General features: G+C 72.1%; 23 protein-coding genes. 17 read left to right on the top strand and 6 right to left on the bottom strand.

Annotated features, from left to right (window positions below; all coding sequences use genetic code 11):
* The first annotated feature begins 5 nt into the window (after positions 1-5).
* Both FB382_RS01575 and FB382_RS01580 read left to right on the top strand, forming a co-directional pair.
* Positions 6-497, top strand: a complete 492-nt coding sequence (locus tag FB382_RS01575; protein WP_343055447.1) for a SigE family RNA polymerase sigma factor — start codon at positions 6-8, stop codon at positions 495-497.
* Positions 494-1,843 carry a TolB-like translocation protein gene (locus tag FB382_RS01580; protein WP_182536234.1) on the top strand — a complete coding sequence of 450 codons (1,350 nt, stop codon included), beginning with the start codon at positions 494-496 and terminating at the stop codon, positions 1,841-1,843. Before FB382_RS01575 ends, FB382_RS01580 begins: the two co-directional genes overlap by 4 nt.
* Before the next feature lie 77 nt (positions 1,844-1,920).
* Here FB382_RS01580 and FB382_RS01585 read toward each other — a convergent pair whose 3' ends face one another.
* Positions 1,921-4,062, bottom strand: a complete 2,142-nt coding sequence (locus FB382_RS01585; RefSeq protein ID WP_182536236.1) for a S8 family serine peptidase — start codon at positions 4,060-4,062, stop codon at positions 1,921-1,923.
* Positions 4,063-4,170: 108 nt separating this feature from the next.
* Here FB382_RS01585 and larE point away from each other — a divergent pair, with 108 nt between their 5' ends.
* From larE to FB382_RS01600, 3 genes are all read left to right on the top strand, one after another.
* A complete protein-coding gene (larE, locus tag FB382_RS01590; RefSeq protein WP_220481222.1) occupies positions 4,171-5,604 on the top strand; it encodes an ATP-dependent sacrificial sulfur transferase LarE in 1,434 nt (477 codons plus the stop codon).
* 2 nt (positions 5,605-5,606) lie between these two features.
* A complete protein-coding gene (locus FB382_RS01595) occupies positions 5,607-6,305 on the top strand; it encodes a M50 family metallopeptidase (RefSeq protein ID WP_343055449.1) in 699 nt (232 codons plus the stop codon).
* Positions 6,306-6,413: 108 nt separating this feature from the next.
* Positions 6,414-6,809, top strand: coding sequence for a cold-shock protein (locus FB382_RS01600; RefSeq protein ID WP_125038941.1), 396 nt, complete (start codon positions 6,414-6,416; stop codon positions 6,807-6,809).
* 6 nt (positions 6,810-6,815) lie between these two features.
* On the opposite strand, the gene FB382_RS01605 is transcribed toward FB382_RS01600, so the two are convergent.
* Entirely contained in the window at positions 6,816-8,279 is a 1,464-nt protein-coding gene (locus FB382_RS01605; protein ID WP_182536238.1) for an MFS transporter, read from the bottom strand.
* 107 nt (positions 8,280-8,386) lie between these two features.
* Here FB382_RS01605 and FB382_RS01610 point away from each other — a divergent pair, with 107 nt between their 5' ends.
* Positions 8,387-9,160, top strand: coding sequence for a DUF3027 domain-containing protein (locus tag FB382_RS01610; RefSeq protein ID WP_182541304.1), 774 nt, complete (start codon positions 8,387-8,389; stop codon positions 9,158-9,160).
* A 4-nt stretch (positions 9,161-9,164) separates the two neighbouring features.
* Here FB382_RS01610 and FB382_RS01615 read toward each other — a convergent pair whose 3' ends face one another.
* Both FB382_RS01615 and FB382_RS01620 read right to left on the bottom strand, forming a co-directional pair.
* Positions 9,165-9,791 carry a class I SAM-dependent methyltransferase gene (locus FB382_RS01615; RefSeq protein ID WP_182536240.1) on the bottom strand — a complete coding sequence of 209 codons (627 nt, stop codon included), beginning with the start codon at positions 9,789-9,791 and terminating at the stop codon, positions 9,165-9,167.
* Positions 9,784-10,098: a DUF2530 domain-containing protein gene (locus FB382_RS01620; RefSeq protein WP_343055450.1), complete on the bottom strand. Its 315-nt coding sequence runs from the start codon at positions 10,096-10,098 to the stop codon at positions 9,784-9,786. The genes FB382_RS01615 and FB382_RS01620 overlap by 8 nt, the downstream gene beginning before the upstream one ends.
* Before the next feature lie 74 nt (positions 10,099-10,172).
* Here FB382_RS01620 and FB382_RS01625 point away from each other — a divergent pair, with 74 nt between their 5' ends.
* From FB382_RS01625 to trmB, 8 genes are all read left to right on the top strand, one after another.
* Positions 10,173-11,657, top strand: coding sequence for an NCS2 family permease (locus FB382_RS01625; RefSeq protein WP_125039204.1), 1,485 nt, complete (start codon positions 10,173-10,175; stop codon positions 11,655-11,657).
* Positions 11,658-11,745: 88 nt separating this feature from the next.
* Positions 11,746-12,195, top strand: a complete 450-nt coding sequence (locus FB382_RS01630) for a MarR family winged helix-turn-helix transcriptional regulator (RefSeq protein WP_182536244.1) — start codon at positions 11,746-11,748, stop codon at positions 12,193-12,195.
* Positions 12,196-12,200: 5 nt separating this feature from the next.
* On the top strand, positions 12,201-13,493 hold the full coding sequence (locus FB382_RS01635; RefSeq protein ID WP_182541305.1) for an MFS transporter: 1,293 nt from the start codon (positions 12,201-12,203) through the stop codon (positions 13,491-13,493).
* 124 nt (positions 13,494-13,617) lie between these two features.
* Complete coding sequence (rpsL, locus tag FB382_RS01640; protein WP_011757353.1) at positions 13,618-13,992, top strand: 30S ribosomal protein S12; 375 nt, start codon at positions 13,618-13,620, stop codon at positions 13,990-13,992.
* 1 nt (position 13,993) lies between these two features.
* A complete protein-coding gene (rpsG, locus tag FB382_RS01645; protein ID WP_125038947.1) occupies positions 13,994-14,464 on the top strand; it encodes a 30S ribosomal protein S7 in 471 nt (156 codons plus the stop codon).
* Positions 14,465-14,598: 134 nt separating this feature from the next.
* On the top strand, positions 14,599-16,659 hold the full coding sequence (gene fusA / locus FB382_RS01650; RefSeq protein WP_220481471.1) for an elongation factor G: 2,061 nt from the start codon (positions 14,599-14,601) through the stop codon (positions 16,657-16,659).
* A 70-nt stretch (positions 16,660-16,729) separates the two neighbouring features.
* Positions 16,730-17,923 (top strand): elongation factor Tu, encoded by a 1,194-nt coding sequence (tuf, locus tag FB382_RS01655; RefSeq protein ID WP_182536248.1) that lies wholly within the window; start codon positions 16,730-16,732, stop codon positions 17,921-17,923.
* A gap of 135 nt (positions 17,924-18,058) precedes the next feature.
* A complete protein-coding gene (trmB, locus tag FB382_RS01660; RefSeq protein WP_182536250.1) occupies positions 18,059-18,781 on the top strand; it encodes a tRNA (guanosine(46)-N7)-methyltransferase TrmB in 723 nt (240 codons plus the stop codon).
* A 16-nt stretch (positions 18,782-18,797) separates the two neighbouring features.
* Here the strand turns inward: trmB and FB382_RS01665 are convergent, their stop codons facing one another.
* Positions 18,798-19,196 carry a hypothetical protein gene (locus FB382_RS01665; protein ID WP_182536252.1) on the bottom strand — a complete coding sequence of 133 codons (399 nt, stop codon included), beginning with the start codon at positions 19,194-19,196 and terminating at the stop codon, positions 18,798-18,800.
* A gap of 50 nt (positions 19,197-19,246) precedes the next feature.
* A complete protein-coding gene (locus FB382_RS01670; protein WP_182536254.1) occupies positions 19,247-19,957 on the bottom strand; it encodes a tetratricopeptide repeat protein in 711 nt (236 codons plus the stop codon).
* Between the two features lie 96 nt (positions 19,958-20,053).
* On the opposite strand from FB382_RS01670, the gene FB382_RS01675 reads away from it, so the two are divergent.
* The 3 genes from FB382_RS01675 to FB382_RS01685 all read left to right on the top strand — a co-directional run bounded on the left by FB382_RS01675 (position 20,054) and on the right by FB382_RS01685 (position 23,079).
* A complete protein-coding gene (locus FB382_RS01675; protein ID WP_343055451.1) occupies positions 20,054-21,388 on the top strand; it encodes an MFS transporter in 1,335 nt (444 codons plus the stop codon).
* Positions 21,389-21,460: 72 nt separating this feature from the next.
* Entirely contained in the window at positions 21,461-21,964 is a 504-nt protein-coding gene (locus tag FB382_RS01680; protein ID WP_182536257.1) for a SigE family RNA polymerase sigma factor, read from the top strand.
* Positions 21,961-23,079 (top strand): hypothetical protein, encoded by a 1,119-nt coding sequence (locus FB382_RS01685; protein WP_182536259.1) that lies wholly within the window; start codon positions 21,961-21,963, stop codon positions 23,077-23,079. The genes FB382_RS01680 and FB382_RS01685 overlap by 4 nt, the downstream gene beginning before the upstream one ends.
* Positions 23,080-23,081: the final 2 nt, after the last annotated feature.

Consider the following 23,081-nt stretch of genomic DNA (forward strand, 5'->3'; position numbering starts at 1 on the left):
GGGGTGTGGAGGACTTCGAGGCCTGGGTGCTGGCGCGTGGTGCGTCGCTCGCGCGCTCGGCGTACCTCCTCACGGGCGACGTGCACCTCGCCGAGGACCTCGTCCAGGACACGCTCGCCCGGGTGGCGGACCGCTGGCGCAGGGTGAGCCGCCGTGGTGCGCCGGACGCCTACGCCCGGCAGGTCATGCACCACCTGGCCATCGACCGGTGGCGTCGTCGCCGGGCCCGGCCGCGCGAGGTCCTGACCGATGCCCACCCCGAGCTCGGTGGCAGCGGGCCGGACCTCGAACGCCGCCTGGTGCTGCGCGAGGCGCTCCTCCGCCTCACGCCGAAGCAGCGGGCCGTCGTCTCGCTGCGCTTCTACGAGGACCTCACCGAGGTGCAGGCCGCGGCCGTGCTCGGCTGCTCCGTCAGCACCGTGAAGTCCCAGACCCGCGTGGCGCTCGAGCGGCTGCGTGCCCTCGCGCCCGACCTGATCGAGGAGGTACGCCGATGAGCGATCTGCGCACCCGGCTGGACGACCTGGTCGATGACGTCCCGACCCACGTGGCGCCCGACGTACGCGGCGCCTGGGCAGCCGGTGCCCGTCGCCGCAACCGTCGTCGGGCAGGTGTCGTGGCCACGGCGGCCGCGGTCCTCGCGCTGGTCTCGGCGGTCGCGGCCGGGGTCCCGCGCGTCCTCGACCCGGGACCCACCGATGCCTCTCCGCGGGGCGGCGTCGGGTCCTACCCGACCCGGATCGACCGGCCTCAGTGGACCCGGTCGTGGTCGGACGTGCACGGCCTCGGCGCGGGGCTCCTGCGCTCGGGCGGCACCTGGTACGTCGTCTCGCCCGACGGTGCGCTGCGGCGCATGGACCACGCCGGCACGCAGGTCGCGCCGGCGATCTCCCCGGACGGTCGCTACGTTGCGTGGCTCGACACCGGCTACGGGCAGGCGGGCATCGAGGTCACCGACCTGACGACGGGCAGCACCTCGTCGCACGACGTGGGGCTGGCCGGCTCGAACAGCCAGTGGATCGTCGCCGAGGGTGCGCGGATGGTGTGGTCGCCCGACTCGCGGCAGGTGCTCGTCCCGGCCCGTCGGCGGTTCATGATGACACCGCCCAACCCCGCGGCCGTCGTGCTGGACGTCGACGGGCGTCTGCGCAGCGTCCAGGAGCGCTACCCCTCCCCGCAGCACGTCTCGGTGGTGGGCTGGCAGGGGCCGCGTCGCCTGGTCTGGTTGGCGTGGCGCGACGGGTCGGGTGTCCCCGCGACCGGGCTGAAGGCGATCGTGACCGACCGGCGGGGGCACGACCCGCGGACCGTCCCCGTGACCGTCGACGGGGACACCGGCCACCTGGCCACCACATCGGCCTCCATCTCTCCGGACGGCGGCACCCTCGCCCTGGGGGCGGACCTGGCGCAGGAGGGCGTCCAGATCCGCTTCTACTCGCTGACCGGCCCGACCACCGGACACCTGCGCGGGACGATGCCGGCGGTGGTCGACGGGGCCGCCGACTGTCCGCCGTCGTGGGGTGACGAGCTCCAGGTGCCCGCAGCCGAGAGCTACCGCGACGCGGCGCTGGTCTCCGTCAACGGCGGCGTGACCGTCCTCGCCGACCCACGCCTGCACGTGACGTGCTCGGTGTGGGCCACCGACGCGCTCACCGGGGCACCCCATCGGGGCGTCGGGGGATGGCTCTTCGGCGACTCCACCAGCTGGTTGTCGTGGCACTGGCGCGAGACGTCCGAAGCCCTGGTTGGTGCCCTCGTCCTGGCGACGGGGCTGGTCCTGCTCCGGAGGCGGCGTCGAGGACCACACGCGTCACACGGGTCCCACCGACCGGGCACTCCTTGACGTTCTGGAGGGTTGCAACCCTCCGGAACGTCCGGGATCGCCGGTGGACCGGTGATCCCGACCGGTCGCCGCCAGCCTCAGCGCGTGACCAGCACCGGGATCCGGGCGCGCGACCCGTCGGCCCCGGCCCACGTGATCCAGCCGTCGTCGAGGGGCGAGACGCCGGGTCCCGAGACGCGGACGGTGAAGGTGACGCTCTCGCCGGGCCCGAGCCGCACGGCCGCGGGCGTGACCCGGACGGCGTGCCGGGTGAAACCGGCGACGGCGCTCGAGAAGTACATCGGCCGCGCGCCGATGTTGGTGATCGTCCGGTGGGCGACGCGCGCCGTGCCGGCGAGGACGAGCGAGGGGGTGTTGACCGCCCGCGACATCAGCCGCCCGTCGAGCCAGCGCCGGTAGTCGCCGGGGCGGACGGCGTAGGCGACGCCCGGCCGGTCGGCGACGAGCGGGCGGACCCGGCCGGCGCCCTCGCGTAGCAGGGTGGGCGCGCGGTCGACGGGCGCCGCGGTCGTGGCGAGCGCGGACCGGACCACGTCGGCCGACCAGTCGTGGCGGGCGAGGAGCACGGCCGCCGCTCCGCTGGTGTACGCCGTGGCCGCGCTCGTGCCGGACGTGAAGTCCCAGCGGGTGCCGTGGACCGACGGCGGCACCGCACCGAGTACGCCGGCTCCCGGTGCCACGACGTCCGGCTTCAGCAGACCGGCGGTCGGGTCGCCGCCGCTCGACCAGGGGGTGACCCGCACCGGGGCCTCCTCGGTGCCAAGGGGCTGCAGCGAGACGCGACCTTGGGGGTGGGCTGCGAGCCAGTGGCGCAAGGTCCGGCCGGCGACCCGGTCGACATGCACGGTCGGCACGCTGTGGAAGTCGGCGTCGACGGACCCGGGCCGGACGTTGGCCAGCACCATGCCGACGCCGTCGGCGCGCTGGACGGCCAGCGACTTGTCGACCCGGCCGATCTCGCCGCGCTCGCACAGCACGACAGCCCCGGCCACCCGCGCGGCGTCGAGGCTCCCGGGCGTGCACACGCGCGCGTCCCGCCGGCTCGCGCCGGGGGCGGCCACGTCGGCGCCGAGGACCAGCCGGGCCGGGCGGGTGCCGCGGGTCGATGCCATCGCGCCGGTCAAGGTCGGCCCGCCGGGCGCCAGGTGCACGCGACCGCGGCGCACGTCACCCGTGGTGGCACCGACAGTGGTCACCCACGGCGTCGTGTGGGCGGCAAAGGTGCGGGCGCCGTTGCCGGCGGCGGCCACGACGACCACGTCGTCCTCGGCCGCACCCAGGAGGGCCCGCTCGACGGTGTCGAGGCCGGGCGAGCCGGCCACGGAGAGGTTGAGGACGTCCACACCGTCGGCGGTCGCCTTGTCGATGGCGGTGACCAGGTCGGCGGTCGCGCAGCCGTCGTCGTCGGGGTCCGGGGCGGTCCAGCAGGCCTTGTAGACGGCGAGCTGCGCCTGCGGTGCCACGCCGCCGTAGCTGCCCAGCCGCTGGCCGTTGACCTCGACCGAGACCCCGGCGTTGCCGGCGGCGATGGAGGCGACCTGGGTGCCGTGCCCGTCGTCGTCGAGCGGCGACAGCGAGGCCGAGGACCGCACGCGGTCGGCGCCGAAGCCCTCGACGAACCAGCGCGCCCCGACCAGCTTGCGGTTGCACGACGACGCCGGGAAGTCGGTGGCCCCGTCACAGCCGCCGGTGAACCCGGCAGGCCGGTGGCCCAGCCGCGGCACGGAGGAGAAGAGCGGGCTGTCCGGCCAGATCCCCGAGTCGACGACGCCGATCACCACGCCTGCGCCGCCGCGCTGGCGGCCCGGACCCACCATCCCGGAGGCGGTGTGGCTCGCGGTGCCGGCGAGCCGGCGGACGGAGTTCTTCTCGACCAGGGCGACGTGCGGCTGGGTGTTCAGCGTCTCGGCCTCGGCGCGGGTGAGTCGCACGGCGAAGCCGTTGAGCGCGGTCGTCCACCGGTAGACCGGCGCCGGCGAGCCGACCGAGGCGAGCACCACGTCCTGCTGGTGACGCATCGCGAGCTGCTCGATCCCGACCGGCACGACCCCGCGGTAGCCGGCGGTGCCGGGTCCGTCGAGGGTCACGAGGTAGAGGGCGTCGCGGGTGGCCGGGGCCGCGTGGGCCGCGCCGGCCGGTGCGGACACGGCGATCGACGTACCGAGGAGGGCGCAGGCCAGCGCGGCCGCACCCGCAGCCACCAGCCCGGTCCGTCCCACCACGTTCCCCTTCCGTCCCATCCGCATCGAAGCCGACATTCTGACCCACCCGACAACGACGTGGCAGTCGATTGGGTCACCTTCGACGCTCCTGCCTACCCTGACACCATGCAGGAGACCCCCTCGACCGAGCCGCTGGTGGTGGGGTTCGACCTCGACATGACCCTGATCGACACGGTGCCCGGCTTCGCCCGGGTGCTGGTCGCCCTCGGCGGCGAGCTCGGCGTCGACTTCCCGGTCGAGCAGATGACCAGCAAGCTGGGTCCGCCGCTCGACCTCCTCCTCGCCGACCACCTCGCCGAGGAGCGCATCCCGAGCGCGTCCGACCGCTTCCGCGAGCTCTACCCCGACCACGCGATCGAGTCCGTCCCCGCCCTGCCCGGCGCGCACGACGCCCTCGCCGCCGTACGACGCCACCGCGGGCGGGTCGTGGTGGTCACCGGCAAGTTCCCGGCCAACGCGCGCCGCCACGTCGACCACCTCGGCCTCGACGTCGACCACCTCGAGGGCTGGGTCTGGGGCGTCGGCAAGGCAGACGCGCTGCGCCGCGAGGGCGCCAGCATCTACGTCGGCGACCACGTCCACGACGTCGAGGGCGCGCTCGCCGCGGGCGTGACCAGCGTGAGCGTGCTGACCGGCGGGTGCACCCGCGAGGAGCTGCTCGCCGCCGGCACCCACGTCGTGCTCGACGACCTCGCCGACTTCCCGGCCTGGCTCGACGCCCACCTCCTCGAGCGCCGGGTCGGCGCCCTGCTCGCCGACCTCGAGCAACGGGGCTCGGTGCTGGTCGCCTACAGCGGCGGCGCCGACAGCGCCTTCCTGCTGGCCGCCGCCGTCCGGGCGCTCGGTCCCGAGCGCGTCGCCGCCGCGACGGGCTACTCCGACTCGCTGCCGCAGGTCGAGCGCGACCCGGCCCGAACGTTCGCCGAGTCGCTGGGCGTCGACGTGCTCACCCCGCAGACCCACGAGATGGAGCGCGAGGGCTACCGCGCCAACGCCGGCGACCGCTGCTTCTTCTGCAAGGCCGAGCTGCTCGACGTGCTCACCCCCATCGCCGCCGAGCGTGGCATCGCCCATGTCGCCACCGGCACCAACGCCGACGACGCGGTCGCGGGCTTCCGGCCCGGCATTCGCGCGGCGGCCGAGCGCGGCGCCATCACGCCTCTCCGCGACGCCGGCCTGACCAAGGACCAGATCCGGGCCGCCTCGCAGGCCTGGGGCCTGCCGACGTGGGACAAGCCCGCGGCCGCGTGCCTGTCCAGCCGGGTCGCCTACGGCATCGAGGTCACCCCGCACCGTCTCGCCCGGGTCGAGCGCGCCGAGGCCGCCGTCCGCGCGGCCCTCGCCGGCACCGGCCTGCTCAACCTGCGGGTGCGCGACCTGGGGGGGCGGGCCAGCATCGAGATCGACGCCGCCCTGCTCCCGCTCGCCCCGGCCCTCGAGGCCGCCGTGCTCGACGCGGCCCGCGCGATCGGCTTCCCCGACGCCGCCGTCGACGCCCGCGGCTTCCGCTCCGGCTCCCTGAACGACGCCCTCCGCTGACCGTGGAGCGCATCTGGCACCGGGTCCTGGCCGAGCAGCCCGTCCCGTCCGCGACCGTCGTGCTGCTGACCGGTCTGGTCGCCCTCGCGCTGGTCCTCGCGCCGGGTACCTGGCCGCGCGTGCGGATGGGGGTCACCATCGTGCACGAGGCCGGCCACGCGGCGATCGGCGTACTCGTCGGTCGGCAGCTCACCGGCATCCGCCTGCACTCCGACACCTCCGGCGTCACCGTCACCCGCGGCAAGCCCCGCGGCCCCGGCATGGTCGTGATGCTGCTGGCCGGCTACCTCGCGCCCGGCCTGCTCGGGCTCGGCGCGGCCCTGCTCCTCGCCGCCGGGCACAGCGTCGCCCTGCTCTGGGGCCTGGTCGCCCTGCTGGTGCTGATCCTGCTCTGGGTGCGCAACCTGTACGGCGTCCTGGCGGTGCTCGTCACGGGCGGCGCCGTCGGCCTCGTCAGCTGGTACGCCCAGCCCGACCAGCAGTCCGTCGTGGCCTACCTGATCGCGTGGCTGCTGCTCCTCGCGGCGCCCCGCCCGCTGGTCGAGCTGCTCGCCGACCGGCGCCGCTCGCGCACCTCCGACCCCGACCAGGTCGCCCGGCTGACCCACGTCCCTGCGGTCGTCTGGATGCTGCTGATGCTGGCCGCCAACCTCGCCGGGCTCGTCGTCGGCGCCGGCACGCTCGCCCCGCGCCTGCTCTGAGCCGGCCCCGGGGGCAATCCCGTTCGCCACCCACAGCGGCGTCCCCTAGGCTTTGCCGTCGCACGCGGCACCCGGCCGCGCGCACGAGCAGGTTGTGAGGTCGAGACCGTGCCCACTGGCAAGGTGAAGTGGTACGACGCCGAGAAGGGCTTCGGCTTCCTGTCCCAGGACAGCGGCCCCGACGTCTACGTCCGCTCCGAGGCGCTGCCCGAGGGCACCACGACCATCAAGGCCGGCACCCGCGTCGAGTTCGGCATCGCCCAGGGCCGCCGCGGCGACCAGGCGTTGCAGGTCCGGATCATCGACGCCCCGGCCTCGGTCTCCCGCAGCCAGTCGGCGGCCCGCCGCAAGAAGCCGGAGGAGATGGTCTCGATCGTCGAGGACCTCATCCGCCTGCTCGACGACGTCGGCGAGGGCTACCGCCACGGTCGTCACCCCGACGCGCGTACGGCGAAGCCGACGGCCAAGCTGCTCCGCGCGCTGGCCGACGAGCTCGAGCTCTGACGCAGGTCAGGCTCGGGCCGCGACCGACCGCGGTCGCGTGACCAGGACGAACACGAACCACGCGGTCAGCACGGCGGCAGCCACCCCCAGGCCGAGCCGGGGCCACAGCGGCAGGGCGATGCCCAGGAAGCCGCCCAGGACCCACGCCAGCTGGAGCGTGGTGTCCGAGCGTGCGAACGCGCTCGACTGCACCCGCTCGGGCACGTCGCGCTGGATCGTCGCGTCCAGCGACAGCTTGGCCAGCGACTGGGCCAGTCCGGCGGTGAGGCCCAGCAGCGCGACGGTGACCACGCCGTAGAACAGGGCGGCGAGCAGCACCAGCACGGCGTCGGCGGCCAGGGCCAGCACCACCGTGACGGCCGGGTTGACCTGGCGCAGCACCGAGCCGAGCCCGATCCCGACGGCGTTGCCGAGCCCGGCAGCGCCGACCACGATGCCGAGCAGCACCTCGGGTCGCCAGTCGCCGATGGGGTTCTCGCGCAGCAGGAACGCCATGAACATGATGAGGAAGCCCGACAGCCAGCGCGGCCCGCAGTTGGCGCGGAGCGCGAACGCCACGGCCGGCGGCACGTGGGCCCGGACCTTGGTCGAGGACGCGGTGCGTGAGCTCGGCCCCGGACCCAGCGCGAGGCGCACCTCGCCCTGGCTGACGTCGACCTTGGGCGGCAGCAGGATCGCCAGCACCGTGGCGATCACGAACAGCACGAAGGCGTAGCGCAGCGACCACTCGGGTCCGAAGGTCGAGGCCAGGCCGGCGATCGGCGCGGACACGGCGGCGCCGACGATGCCGGACAGCGAGATCCGGGCGTTGGCCTTGACCAGGGTGAAACTCGCGGGCACGAGCCGCGGGACGGCCGCGGCCCGCGTGACGCCGTAGGCCTTCGAGGCGACCAGCGCCCCGAGGGCGGCGGGGAAGAGCCAGGCCGACTTGTCGATCACGGCGGTGGCCAGCACCCAGCACAGGAAGGCCCGGATCGCCATCGTCGCGCCGATCGCCCACCGGCGGCCGTGGCTGAAGCGGTCGAGGAAGGGGCCGATGAGCGGCGCGACGATCGCGAACGGCAGCATCGTCAGGCCCAGGAACAGCGCCACCTGGCCGCGCGCCTCGCCGGTCGGCACCTGGAAGAAGAGCGTGCCGGCGAGGGAGATCGCCAGGGCGGCGTCGCCGGCGGTGTTGAAGGCGTGCATCTCGATCAGCCGGAAGAGCCCCGAGTCGCCGGCGCCCTCGGCCCGGGCCGCCCGTCGGGCCTGGCGCAGCGTGAAGCCGCCGGCCCGGCCGGTCACCCGCGCCACGCCACGCAGGCCCCTGCCGGCCGCCCTGGCGCCGGTCCCGAGGCCGCGGCCGACCGCCTTCGCCCGGTCGGCGCGCCCGACCCGCACGGTGGGATCCGGGGCCTCGTCGGGCCGGGTCGGATGGGGGTCCCGCCAGCGCTGCTCCTCGGCGGAGGAGTCGGGGCGGGACGTCGTCATGTCCCTATCCTGCCCCCTGCGACCGACACCCACGGCCAGCAACACGAGGGCCGCGAACCGCCCCGACCTGACAGCGCACCCGGTCATGGGCCATGATTTCGCCCGTGATGACCATCGTGCGCGCCAAGCCCGACACCGCAGCCGTCGCGGCCGTGGACGCGGCCCGTGCCGCCCTCCTCGAGGAGGTCGACGCCGCGGACGTGGGCGCCCACCTCGGCCACGTGGTCGAGGGCGAGCGCCTCGTCACCCACCTGTTCGCCTGCGAGCGCGCCGGATACGTCGGCTGGCGCTGGTCGGTCACGATCGCCCGTGCGCCGCGGCAGAAGACCGTCACCGTCGACGAGGTCGTGCTGATCCCCGGCGACGAGGCGATCGTCGCCCCCGAGTGGGTGCCCTACCGCGAGCGGATCAAGCCCGGCGACCTCTCGCCCGGCGACCTCCTCCCCGTCGAGGAGGACGACCCGCGTCTGGTCCCCACCTACTCCTTCGGCGACGACCCGCTCGACCCCGACGAGCAGGCCCAGGTCCGCCGGGTCGCCCAGGACCTCGGCCTCGGCCGGGTCCGGACGCTGTCGCTCGAGGGTCGCGAGCTCGCCGCGCAGCGGTGGTACGACGGCGACGGCGGCCCGCAGGCCCCGCTCGCCCAGTCGGCTCCCGACAGCTGCACGACGTGCGGCTTCCTGATGCGGATCGCGGGACCCCTCTCGGAGATGTTCGGCGTCTGCGCCAACGGTGACGCCAACGACGACGGTCGCGTGGTCTCCCTCGACCACGGCTGCGGCGCCCACTCCGAGGTCCGGCTGGCCAAGAAGCACGAGCCGGTGCCGCTGCCCGAGCCGGTCGTCGACACGATCACGCTCGACGACCTCGAGCAGTTCTGACCCGTCACGCCTCCGGCGACAGCACCCACACGGCGTACGTCTCCAGGGGCGGGTGCAGCTCGTAGGTCCCGAACCGCAGGTCCACCCGCAGTCCCGACGCCTCGGCGTCGGCGACGAACTCCTCCGGCGGGTAGGTCCGGCTGTTGGTGGGACCGTCCACCGGGTGGAAGCCGACCAGGATCCGCCCACCGGGTGCCAGCAGCGACCGGAGCCGCGCCAGCACGGCCCGCTCGGTGCCGTCTGCGAGGTAGATCATCACGTTGCCGACGCACACCACGAGGTCGAACAGGCCCAGCTGCTCGGCCGTGACGCCGAGGATGTCGCTCTCCACGACCTCGAGCCCGGGGAAGGTGTGCCGGCACTGCGCCACCAGGGCCGCATCGGGCTCGATCCCGACCACCCGGTGCCCGCGGGCGGCGAGCGCGGCGGACACGCGGCCCATCCCCGAGCCGGCGTCCAGGACACGAGCGTCCCGGGGGAGGAGGGCGTCGGCCAGCCGGGCCTCGCCGTCGACGTCGGTCCCCGCCGAGACCAGCTCGCCGAACATCCGGCCGTAGCCGTCGTTGCCGGCGCCGCCCACGGCCCAGCGGGTCAGCGGCGCCGCACCGGGACGGGGCTCGGACTCAGACATCGTCCCCGGGCAGCCCGTCGCGCGGCTCGTCCCGCATCTCGGTGCGCACCTTGCGGCGGCGCCGGCAGTACTCCAGGCCGAAGAGGCCGAGCCCGAAGCCGGCCAGGCAGGTCCACAGCCACCACAGGCGGCCGGAGTCCTCGAGGCGAGAGTAGAAGGGGAGCAGGGCGATGAAGCCGATCAGCCACAGCGCGACGCCGACCTCGACCGTGCGGACCCCGTCGACGTCGAGGGGCTCGACATCGGCCACGATGAACGTGCGCTTGCCGATCTCGTGCTGGGTCGGCTGGTCGTCGCGGAGCTCCACGGGATGCACGCTAGTCGACCGGTCACGTCCGTGAAACGTCGCGGGCATGCGTCGTGCAACGTCGTCGTGCCAAGATGCCGCGCGTGACCAACCAGAGCGAGACCGACGCAGCGGTCAGCAGCAGCCCCAGGGCCACCGGCATCGACGGCTTCTTCCACATCAGCGAGCGCGGCTCGACCGTCGCGCGCGAGGTCCGCGGCGGCCTCGTCACCTTCTTCACGATGGCCTACATCATCGTGCTCAACCCCCTGATCCTCGGCTTCGCAGCCGACGCCGACGGCAAGTTCCTCGGCGGCGGCACCGGCCACGGCGAGAACCTCGCGATCATCGCGGCCGGCACCGCCCTGGTCGCGGGCCTGATGACGATCCTCATGGGCGTGGTGGCCAACTACCCGCTGGCGCTGGCCACGGGCCTGGGCCTCAACGCGTTCGTCGCGTTCTCCATCGCCACCCAGATGACCTGGGCCGACGCGATGGGCCTGGTCGTGATCGAGGGCCTCCTCATCCTGGTCCTCGTTCTGACCGGCTTCCGGCAGGCGGTCTTCCACGCGGTGCCGGCCCACCTCAAGGTCGCGATCTCGGTCGGCATCGGCCTGTTCATCGCGCTCATCGGCTTCGTCGACGCGGGCTTCGTCCGTCCCGGCGCCGGTACGCCGGTGCAGCTCGGCCCCACCGGAGAGCTGGCCGGATGGCCGGTCGTGGTCTTCATCGTCGGCCTGCTGCTGGTCATCACGCTGTGGGTGCGCCACGTCAAGGGCGCGATCCTGATCTCGATCATCGCCACCACCGTCGTCGCGGTGGTCGTGGAGGCGATCGGCGACCTGGGCCAGAAGTCCTCGGACAACCCGCTCGGGTGGAGCCTGAGCGTCCCGAGCTTCCCCGACAAGGTCTTCGACACCCCGCACTTCGACACCCTCGGCCACTTCTCGCTGCTCGGCTCGTTCCAGTCCGTTGGCGTGGTCACCTCGGTCCTGCTCATCTTCACGCTGATGCTGGCCGACTTCTTCGACACCATGGGCACGATGACCGCCATCGGCGCCGAGGCCGGCCTGCTCGACGAGGAGGGCACCCCGCCCCACAGCCAGCGCATCCTGGTCGTCGACTCCATCGCCGCAGCGGCCGGCGGCGCCGCGGGCGTCTCGTCGAACACCTCCTACATCGAGTCGGCCTCGGGCGTCGGTGAGGGTGCCCGCACCGGCCTGGCCTCCGTGGTCACCGGCGTGCTGTTCCTGCTCTCGATCCTGCTCGCGCCGCTCGTGGCGATGATCCCGTCCGAGGCCGCCGTCCCGGCCCTGGTCCTGGTCGGCTTCCTGATGATGCAGCAGGTCAAGGGCATCGACTGGGACGACCTGGAGGTCGCCATCCCGGCGTTCCTCACCATCGTCCTGATGCCGTTCACCTACTCGATCACCGTCGGGATCGGCGCGGGCTTCCTGGCCCACGTCCTGATCAAGCTGGTGCGCGGCAAGGCCTCCGAGGTCCACGCGCTCCTGTGGGTCGTCGCGGCGCTCTTCGTCGTCTACTTCGCGATCAGCCCGATCACCGACTGGCTGAGCTGACCCCGAGCCCACGAGAGCGCCCCGCGGCGGCCGCGGGGCGCTCTCTTCGCTGGAATACTTAGCAAGGGTAATGAGTTAAGGTAACGACATGCCCACCGTGGAGAAGGTTGCCCGCACCGACGCCGGACTGGCGTCGGAGCTCCGGCTGTCCGTGATGCGCCTGCGTCGCCGGCTCGCCAACGAGCGGCACCCCGACAACGAGCTCAGCCTCAACCAGATGGCCGTCCTGGGGGCGCTCTACCGCGCCGGGGACCTCACCATCGGCGAGCTGGCCGGCCACGAGCGGGTGCAGCCGCCCAGCATGACCCGGACGGTCAACTGCCTCGAGGGGGACGGGTACGTCGCCCGCCGCCCCCACGAGACCGACGGCCGCCAGGTGCTGGTGACGCTGACCGACTCCGGCCGCGCGACCGTCCTGGCCGACCGCGCCCGCCGCGACGCGTGGCTGGCCCGCCGCCTCACCGACCTCTCCCCGGAGGACCGCGCCGTCCTCCGCGCCGCCGCCCCCATCCTCGAACGACTCGCCCAGAAGGACTGATCGGCCTGAGCCCCACCTTCCGCTCGCTCTCCAACGCCAACTACCGGCGCTACGCCGCCGGTGGTGTCGTGTCGAACGTCGGCACCTGGATGCAGCGCGTGGCCCAGGACTGGCTGGTCCTCCTCCTCACCGACAACTCCGGCACGGCGATCGGCATCACCACCGGTCTGCAGTTCCTGCCGTTCCTCCTGCTCTCGCCGTGGGCCGGCCTCGTGGCGGACCGGATCCCCAAGCGCCGCCTGCTCCAGCTGACCAACCTCGGCATGGCCGTCCCGGCCCTCGTGCTGGCCGCGCTCGCCCTGACCGGCACCGTCCAGATCTGGCACGTCTACGTCCTCGCCCTGGTCCTCGGCACGGCGGCGGCGTTCGACGCCCCGGCGCGCCAGTCGTTCGTGTCCGAGATGGTCGACCACGACGACCTGACCAACGCGGTCGGCCTCAACTCGGCGAGCTTCAACGCCGCCCGCATCGTCGGCCCGGCGGTCGCCGGCGTGCTGATCGCGGCGTTCGGCGGGGGAGTGGGGGCGACCGGGCTCGTCATCCTCTTCAACGGCCTGAGCTACGCCGCCCCGATCTTCACCCTGCACACGCTCGACGCGTCCCGGCTGGCGACCCCGGCCCTGGTGAAGCGCGAGAAGGGCCAGATCCTCGCCGGCGTCGCCTACGTCAGGGGCCGGCCCGACCTGCTGCTGATCCTCGGGATCGTCTTCTTCACCGGCACCTTCGGGCTCAACTTCCAGATGACCTCGGCGCTGATGGCCACCCAGGTGTTCCACAAGGGCTCGACGGAGTACGGCCTGCTCGGCACGTTCATGGCGATCGGCTCGCTCACCGGGTCGCTCATCGCGGCCCGCCGCGAGCGGGTCCGGCACCGGCTCGTGGTGGGCGCGGCGATCATGTTCGGCGCGGTCGAGGTGGTGGCCGGCCTCGCTCCGTCGTACGTCGTCTTCGCGCTGCTGTGCCCGCTCCTGGGGATCAGTGCGCTGACCATGATCACCAGCGCCAACGCGTTCATGCAGCTGCACACCGACGCCGGGATGCGCGGCCGGGTGATGGCCCTCTACATGATGATCTTCATCGGCGGCACGCCGCTCGGATCGCCGTTGATCGGCTGGGTCGGGGAGGCCTTCGGGGCCCGCTGGACGCTGTTGGTCGGAGGGGCCCTGACGATGCTCGGCGCGGGCGTCTCCGGACTGCTCTACCTGCGCGGTCGGCGCGTTTTGACCCCCGACGCAGGCCCGAGTAATCTCTTTCCTCGTGTCTGGGACAACCAGACCGTTGCGCGTGCTCGGAAATAGCCAGCGGCCAGATCGTGGTCGCCGAGAGGCGTCCAGCACTCACTTCAGGCACACAGATCGCTTCATCATCGTGCCCGGCAAGGCGTCGGGTTCTGACTAGAGGAAAAGAAGGGGAACCAACAAGGTGCCCACCATTCAGCAGTTGGTCCGCAAGGGCCGCCAGGACAAGGTGTCGAAGAACAAGACGCCTGCCCTCAAGGGTTCGCCCCAGCGTCGCGGCGTCTGCACGCGCGTCTACACCACCACCCCGAAGAAGCCGAACTCCGCTCTCCGCAAGGTCGCCCGCGTGCGCCTGTCGAGTGGCGTCGAGGTCACCGCTTACATCCCGGGTGTCGGTCACAACCTTCAGGAGCACTCCATCGTGCTCGTCCGCGGCGGTCGTGTGAAGGACCTCCCCGGTGTTCGCTACAAGATCATTCGCGGCACGCTCGACACCCAGGGCGTGAAGAACCGCAAGCAGGCCCGCAGCCGTTACGGCGCGAAGAAGGAGAAGAGCTGATATGCCGCGCAAGGGTCCCGCTCCCAAGCGGCCTATCGACGTCGACCCGGTCTACGGGTCGCAGCTGGTCACCCAGCTCGTCTCCAAGGTCCTGATGGACGGCAAGAAGCAGGTTGCTCAGCGCATCGTCTACACCGCGCTCGAGGGCTGCCGCGAGAAGACCGGCACCGACCCCGTCGTCACGCTCAAGCGTGCGATGGACAACGTGAAGCCGGCCATCGAGGTCAAGTCCCGCCGCGTCGGTGGCGCGACCTACCAGGTCCCGATCGAGGTCAAGGGCACGCGCGGCACCACGCTCGCGCTGCGCTGGCTCGTCGGCTACGCCCAGGACCGTCGCGAGAAGACGATGTCCGAGCGCCTCATGAACGAGATCCTCGACGCCTCCAACGGCCTTGGTGCCGCTGTGAAGAAGCGCGAGGACACCCACAAGATGGCCGAGTCCAACAAGGCCTTCGCGCACTACCGCTGGTGACCACGGGCGGGGCGGTTCACCCGTGCGGTGCGCCGTCCCGCTCCACCTGACTTTCCACAAACTTTCTAAGGACGCTGACCACAGTGGCTGTCGACATCACCACGGACCTCAACAAGGTCCGCAACATCGGCATCATGGCGCACATCGACGCCGGCAAGACCACCACCACCGAGCGCATCCTCTTCTACACCGGTATCACCTACAAGATCGGTGAGGTCCACGAGGGCGCGGCCACGATGGACTGGATGGAGCAGGAGCAGGAGCGCGGCATCACCATCACGTCGGCCGCGACGACCTGCTGGTGGAAGAACCACCAGATCAACATCATCGACACGCCCGGCCACGTGGACTTCACCGCCGAGGTCGAGCGCTCGCTGCGCGTCCTCGACGGCGCCGTGGCGGTGTTCGACGGTGTCGCCGGTGTCGAGCCGCAGACCATGACGGTGTGGCGTCAGGCCAACAAGTACTCCGTGCCCCGCATGTGCTTCGTGAACAAGCTGGACCGCACGGGTGCCGACTTCTTCCGTTGCGTCGACATGATGGTCGACCGCCTCAACAGCACCCCGCTGGTCCTCCAGCTGCCGATCGGTGCCGAGTCGGACTTCCTCGGAGTCGTCGACCTGGTGGGCATGCGCGCCCTGACCTGGCGCGGCGAGACCACGATGGGTGAGGACTACACCGTCGAGGAGATCCCCGCGGAGATGGCCGAGCAGGCCGCCGAGTACCGCGAGAAGTTCCTCGAGACCCTCTCCGAGGCCGACGACGCCATCATGGAGAAGTACCTCGAGGGCGAGGACTTCACCGTCGAGGAGCTCGAGGCTGCGATCCGTCGCGCCACGCTCGCCGACAAGCTCAACCCGGTCCTGTGCGGCACCGCGTTCAAGAACAAGGGCGTCCAGCCCCTGCTCGACGCGGTCGTCAAGTACCTCCCGTCCCCGCTCGACATCGAGGGCATCATCGGCCACTCGGTGAAGGACGAGGACGAGCAGATCGTCCGCAAGCCCTCCGACGACGAGCCGTTCTCCGGCCTGGCGTACAAGATCGCCTCCGACCCGCACCTGGGCAAGCTGATCTACGTCCGCGTCTACTCCGGCAAGCTCGAGGCCGGCTCGACCGTGGTCAACTCGGTCAACGGCCGCAAGGAGCGCATCGGCAAGGTCTACCAGATGCACGCCAACAAGCGTGAGGAGATCGCGTCGGTCGGCGCCGGCCAGATCGTGGCCGTCATGGGCCTCAAGGACACCAAGACCGGTCACACGCTGTGCGACCCGCAGAACCAGGTCATCCTCGAGTCGATGACGTTCCCGGCCCCGGTGATCGAGGTCGCCATCGAGCCGAAGACGAAGTCCGACCAGGAGAAGCTGGGCATGGCGATCCAGCGCCTGTCCGACGAGGACCCGACCTTCACGGTCAAGTCCGACGAGGAGACCGGCCAGACGATCATCGCCGGCATGGGCGAGCTCCACCTGGAGATCCTCGTCGACCGCATGAAGCGCGAGTTCCGCGTCGAGGCGACCGTCGGCAAGCCGCAGGTGGCCTACCGCGAGACCGTCCGCAAGGAGGTCAAGAACCACAGCTACACCCACAAGAAGCAGACCGGTGGTTCGGGTCAGTTCGCGAAGGTCGTCATCTCCCTCGGCCCCAACATCGACCCGGAGACCGGCACGGGTGCCGGCTACGTGTTCGAGAACAACGTGTCCGGTGGTCGCGTGCCGAAGGAGTACATCCCTTCGGTCGACCAGGGCGGCCAGGACGCCATGGAGTTCGGTGTTCTCGCCGGCTACCCCATGGTCGACGTGAAGTTCTCGCTCGAGGACGGCGCCTACCACGACGTCGACTCGTCCGAGCTCGCGTTCAAGATCGCCGGCAACCAGGCCTTCAAGGAGGCCGCACGCATGGCCAAGCCGGTGCTGCTGGAGCCGATGTTCGCCGTTGAGGTGACCACCCCCGAGAGCTTCCTCGGCACGGTCATCGGCGACATCAACAGCCGCCGCGGCCAGATCCAGGCACAGGAGGAGCGTCACGGTGACATGGTCATCAACGCCCTCGTGCCGCTGTCCGAGATGTTCGGGTACGTTGGCGACCTGAGGTCCAAGACCTCCGGCCAGGCTTCGTACTCGATGGAGTTCGACTCGTACGCCGAGGTTCCGACGAACATCGCCGACGAGATCATCAAGAAGGTGCGCGGCGAGTAATCGTCCGGACCCTCGGCACCACCCCTTGCAAGTACGAGTCAAGTAACAACCACACCAGGAGGAGCCCACAGTGGCTAAGGCGAAGTTCGAGCGGACCAAGCCGCACGTCAACATCGGCACCATCGGTCACATCGACCACGGCAAGACGACGCTGACCGCGGCGATCACCAAGGTGCTGCACGACAAGCACCCGGACCTCAACGCTGCTTCGGCGTTCGAGGACATCGACAAGGCCCCCGAGGAGCGCCAGCGCGGTATCACCATCTCCATCGCGCACGTCGAGTACCAGACCGAGTCGCGCCACTACGCGCACGTGGACTGCCCGGGTCACGCGGACTACATCAAGAACATGATCACCGGCGCGGCCCAGATGGACGGCGCGATCCTCGTTGTCGCCGCCACCGACGGTCCGATGCCGCAGACGCGTGAGCACGTGCTGCTCGCCCGCCAGGTCGGCGTGCCGGCCCTGGTCGTGGCGCTCAACAAGTGCGACATGGTCGACGACGACGAGCTCATCGAGCTCGTCGAGATGGAGGTGCGCGAGCTCCTCTCCGAGTACGAGTTCCCGGGCGACGACATCCCCGTGGTCCGCGTTGCTGCCTTCCCCGCCCTCCAGGGCGACGCGAAGTGGGGCGACTCGATCATGGAGCTCATGGACGCGGTCGACGAGGCCATCCCCACCCCCGCGCGTGAGACGGACAAGCCGTTCCTCATGCCGGTCGAGGACGTCTTCACGATCACCGGCCGTGGCACCGTCATCACCGGTCGTATCGAGCGCGGCATCGTCAAGGTCAACGAGGAGGTCGAGATCATCGGCATCCGCGAGAAGGCCCAGAAGTCGACCGTCACCGGTGTCGAGATGTTCCGCAAGCTGCTCGACGAGGGCCAGGCCGGCGAGAACGTCGGTCTCCTGCTTCGTGGCACCAAGCGCGAGGACATCGAGCGCGGCATGGTCGTCATCAAGCCGGGCACCACGACCCCGCACACCAACTTCGAGGCCTCGGTCTACATCCTCTCGAAGGAGGAGGGCGGCCGCCACACGCCGTTCTTCAACAACTACCGTCCGCAGTTCTACTTCCGTACGACGGACGTGACGGGCGTTGTGACCCTGCCCGAGGGCACCGAGATGGTCATGCCGGGTGACAACACCGAGATGTCGGTGGAGCTCATCCAGCCCATCGCCATGGACGAGGGTCTCCGCTTCGCGATCCGCGAGGGTGGCCGCACCGTCGGCGCCGGCCGGGTCACCAAGATCACCAAGTGATCTGACCCCGGTGGTCGAGCCTGTCGAGACCACCAGCTGATCCACCAGAACGGCCCCGGACCTCGGTCCGGGGCCGTTCTGCATGCCCCCCCGCCTGCCCCTGCTGTGCCCCGCGCCCCGAGGAGAATGGGACCGATGAACGAGCGAGTGCGCCCCGCGCGCCCCCACCACAAGCTGACCGAGGACGGCCGGCCGATGCGTGAGGTCCTCAGCTACTCCCGGCGCGGCAGCCGCTTCACCCCCAACCAGCAGGCGGCCTGGGACGCCCACCACGAGGCGTGGTGGGTCCCGGACGACGTCGTGGACCGCGACGACTTCGACCTCACCGCGTGGTTCGGCCGCGAGGCCCCGCTCGTCGTCGAGATCGGCTGCGGCATCGGGGAGTCGACCGCGGCGCTGGCCGCGACCCGCCCCGGCACCAACGTGCTGGGCATCGAGGTCTGGGTGCCGGGCATCGCCGACACCCTGGGCAAGGTCGGCGAGGCGGGCCTGGACAACGTGCGGATGATCGGCGTCGACGCCGCGTGGTCGATGGAGCACCTCTTCGAGCCCGGTTCGCTGGCTGGCGTGTGGACGTTCTTCCCGGACCCGTGGCACAAGAAGAGGCACAACAAGCGCCGCCTCGTGAACGCCACGTTCGCGGCCGTGGTCGCCAGCCGCCTCGAGGTCGGCGCCGAGTGGCGGCTGGCCACCGACTGGGCCGACTACGCCGAGCAGATGGTGGAGGTCCTCGACGCCGAGCCGCTCCTCGAGGGCGGCGTCACCGAGCGCTGGGACGAGCGGCCGCTGACCCGCTTCGAGCGCAAGGGCCTCGACAAGGGCCGCGACATCACCGACCTCTGCTACCGCAGGGTGTGACGCGCTCTCGGGAGCCCTAGGCCGCGTCGTCCAGGTGGAATCCGAAGTCGTCGAGCAGGAGCTCGATCCGGCAGCGCTCGGCGTCGCGCTCGCTGCCCGGGGGCAGCACGTCGAAGAGGTGCTCGTGGCCCAGCGCCCGGCACGCCTCGGCGAGGACCGCGTCGTAGGCGCACCGCAGTCCTTCGTACTTCGCGAACCGGAGCCCCCGGGGCGGGTAGCGGTAGCGCACCCGTAGCCGACGGGCATCCACGGCGATCAGCTCGATCGGGCGCCCCGCCGGCTCGGGGCGACGAGCGCGGTGGAGCCGGTCGTTCAGCCGCCCGCAGGCGCGCGCCACGTCCTCGCTGTGCGCGACACCCACGTGCAGCGCCACCAGCAAGGCCACGAGGACCAGGACGCCCACGGTGGAGCCCATGCCGAAAACGGTACGTCCGCCACCGCCCACCGGCAACGGATCGGGCCGGGTCAGCCCTCGAGCAGGGCGAGCTCCTCGTCGACGTACGGGTCGTGCTGCCCGGCGGCCTCGAGGTCGGCCTTGAGGGCCCGCTGCATCGCCAGCGCCTCCTCGGTGCGGCCGAGGTTGCGCAACGCCCAGGCGACCATCCAGCGGGCGGTGCGGGTGCGCGTCTCCACGCCGATCCGCTCGCGCGCGGCGAGGGCCTGCTCGAAGGCGTCGAGCGCCTCCCCCCAGCGCCCGGCGTCCGCGTGGACCATGCCGATGTTGTTGAGCAGGGAGGCGTCCCAGTCGCGCGCCGCCGGGTCCGAGGCGTTGCGGGCGACGGCCAGGGCACGCTCGTTGACGGCGAGCTGCTCGGCGGGGTCGGCGACCAGGGCCAGCATGTGCAGCGCGTCGACGTGCAGCGCCTCGAGCCCGGCCTGCGACGCGGTCGCCACGGCCGCCTCGAACGACGGCCGCGCCTCGTCGGGCGAGCCGGCCGAGCGGAACAGCCGGCCACGCTCCAGCACGATCCGGACCGCGACCTCGTCCTCGGTGGGGGAGAGGTCGTCGAGGACGGCGTGCCCCTCGTCGTACTTCTCCTGGAGGCCGAGGGCCCGCGCCACCTGGGTCATCAGCACCAGGCGGTCCTCGGGGTCGGCAGCCTCCGCCTCGGCGCGGAAGCGCTGCTCGGAGCCGGTCGGGTCGTCGAAGTCCCACAGGGGCGTCGGGTCGATCATGCCGACCATCCTGACAGCCGGAGGCTGGCGGGAACTCGGCGCCCGGTGGCTGCCGGTGGGCTCCTGGCCGAGAGCTGCCGTCCCTAGGATCGCCGGGTGACCGTGCACGCCCCGATGTCCCCGTCTCCCACGCGCGGTCTCCACCGGGCCTGGCTCGTCGCCGCCATCACGATGGGCGCGCTGATCGCCGCGGCCGGCTTCCGGTCCTCGACGGGGGCGCTGCTCGAGCCGCTCGAGGCCGACTTCGGCTGGAGCCGGGCCACCACCAGCGGGGCCGTCAGCCTCAACCTGGTGGTCTACGGACTCACCGCGCCCTTCGCCGCCGCGCTCATGGAGCGCTTCGGTGTACGCCGGGTGGTGGCGGCCAGCCTCGCGCTCGTGGCGCTCGGGTCCGGCCTGACCCTGGTGATGACGCAGGCCTGGCAGCTGTGGGTGCTCTGGGGCTTCGCGGTCGGGATCGGCACCGGGTCGCTGGCGCTGGTGTTCGGCGCGATCGTGGCCAACCGGTGGTTCGTGGCGCACCGTGGCCTGGTCGTGGGCGTCTTCTCGGCCGCGAGCTCGACCGGCCAGCTGGTGTTCCTGCCGGCCATCGCCCACCTCGCCGACGGGCCCGGCTGGCGCTGGGCCGCCGGCCTCGTGACGGCGTTCGCGCTGCTGCTGGCCCCGCTGGTCTGGCTGGTGCTGCGCGACCACCCCGCCGACCTCGGCACCACGCCGTACGGCGCCCCCGCGGGCTGGACCCCGCCGCCCGCGCCGGCGGTGGAGCGCGGCGCCGCCCGGGTCGCGCTGGGGACGCTGGCCGAGAGTGCGCGGTCGCGGACCTTCTGGGCGCTGTTCGCGACGTTCTGGATCTGCGGCTGGTCGACCAACGGGCTGATCGGCACGCACTTCATCCCCGCTGCCCACGACCACGGCATGCCCGAGACCACGAGCGCGAGCCTCCTGGCGCTGATCGGTGTCTTCGACATCGTCGGCACCATCGCCAGCGGGTGGCTCACCGACCGCGTCGACAGCCGCTACCTGCTGTTCGGCTACTACTTCTTCCGTGGCCTCTCGCTGCTCTTCGTGCCCGCGCTGCTGGGGCCGCACGTGCACCCGAGCCTGTTCCTGTTCGTGCTGTTCTACGGGCTCGACTGGGTGGCCACGGTGCCCCCGACGGTGGCGCTGTGCCGCCAGCACTTCGGGGTGGAGAAGGCCGGCGTGGTCTTCGGGTGGGTCTTCGCCAGCCACATGGTCGGGGCCGGCGTGGCCGCGAGCTTCGCGGGCTGGGTCCGCCAGGTCAACGGCGACTACTTCGCGGCCTGGATGACCGCCGGCGGGCTCTGCGTCGCCGCGGCCGTGGTGTGCCTGACGATCCCGCGGCGGCCGGTGGAGGTGGCGCCGGCCCACGAGGACGCCGAGGTCGGCGACTGCGTGACCGACTCGATGTAGGTTCTCAACCTTTCCGGGCCGTCGACGGTCTTCTCTCCTGACGGCACCGGACCTCGGGGAGGAATCACGCGGATGGCAGGACCACGGATCGAGTTCAGCGAGTTCATGGCGGCGCGCTGGACGCCGCTGTACCGCACGGCGTACCTCCTGACGGGGGACCGCCACGAGGCGGAGGACCTGCTCCAGGGGGCGTTGGCCCGCACCTGCGTGCGCTGGGACGGCATCCGCGACAAGCGCGCCGCCGACGCCTACGTCCGGCAGGCGATGGTGCACGATCTGACCAGCCGGTGGCGCCGCCGCGGTCGCGAGATCGCGACCGACGAGCTGCCCGACGCCGGCCACGGCGGCGGCCTCGACGTGCGGGCGGACCACCTCGCGCTCTGGGAGGAGATCCGCAGGCTGCCGCCGCGGATGCGCGCCACCCTGGTCCTGCGCTACGTCGAGGACCTGACCGAGGAGGCGACCGCGCGCGAGCTCGGCTGCTCGATCGGCTCGGTCAAGAGCCAGACCCACCACGCCCTGAAGCGGCTCCGTGCCGCCCTGCCCGAGCTGCGCCTCGTCGAGGAGATGTCATGACCACCACCGAGATCCGCGAGTCCCTGACCGAGGTCGCCCACGCCGTCCCGGCGCCGCCGATCGACCGGCTGGCCTTCGAGCGGCGGGTGCGCGCCGAGCGCCGCCGCCGTACGGCGAGCCGTGGGCTGGCCGCCGTCGCCGCGGTCGCAGCCGTCACGGTCGTCGGCAGCGTCGTCCACGGCAGCGCGCCCGCGCCGAGCACTCCCGTCGCGACCGCCCCCACCGGCCGTGCCACGGACATGGGCACGGCCGTGACGCTGGTCGAGAACCGGCTGACCACCCTCGTGCCGCCGCAGGACGGCGGCTACAGCGACGACCACACGCGCTACGAGGAGCTGCTCGGCACCGGCCCCCAGGGCGCCGTGCTCGTCGACGACGAGAGCGGCCTCGTGGTCCGGCACCTGGCCGACGACGGGTCGCTGGGGGAGACGACCAGCCTCGCCGACGGCAAGCCGGTCCAGCGTGCCTGGGTGGACGCCACGGGGCGGTTCGTGGCGTGGGTCGACCTCGGCAACACCCTGCACGTCCGTCGGATCGGCGGCGACACGGACCTCGAGACCGTGCCGCTGCTCTCGCAGCAGAGCCAGCTGGCCGCCACCGACGGCACCGCCTGGGTCGAGGACGAGGGAGACCGGTTGTCCTACCGGACGCCCGACCAGTCGTGGGGGGTGCGCACCCAGGGCGACCCGCTGTCCGCGCGGCTGGCGGCCGACGTCCTCGCGGTCGCGACGTACGACGGCACCGAGCTCTGGTGGGTCGGCGACGGTGACGCCCCCCAGCCGGCCGCGCACTTCGACGGCGGCGGGGCGCTGGCGCCCGACGGGTCGTTCGTGACGCCCGACGGGCACGGTCTCGCCGTGGTCCGCCAGTCCTCGCACCGCGTCTTCGACACCGCGGTCATCGTCCCGCTCGACGCGGACCTGACCCCGGTCGAGATGTCCTGGCAGGACGATGACCGCTTCCTGGTGGTCGCGACCAGCCAGGCGCGCACCGGCAACCACGTCCTCCTCGACTGCTCGGTGGCGGCTCGGCAGTGCACCGAGCGGTACGACGACCCCACCGGCACCCTCACCCTCGGCTCCCAGGACCAGCTCACCGTCCCGGACGCCGGCTGACC

Origin of the sequence: Nocardioides ginsengisegetis, assembly GCF_014138045.1 — a bacterium.
Lineage (GTDB): Bacteria > Actinomycetota > Actinomycetes > Propionibacteriales > Nocardioidaceae > Nocardioides > Nocardioides ginsengisegetis.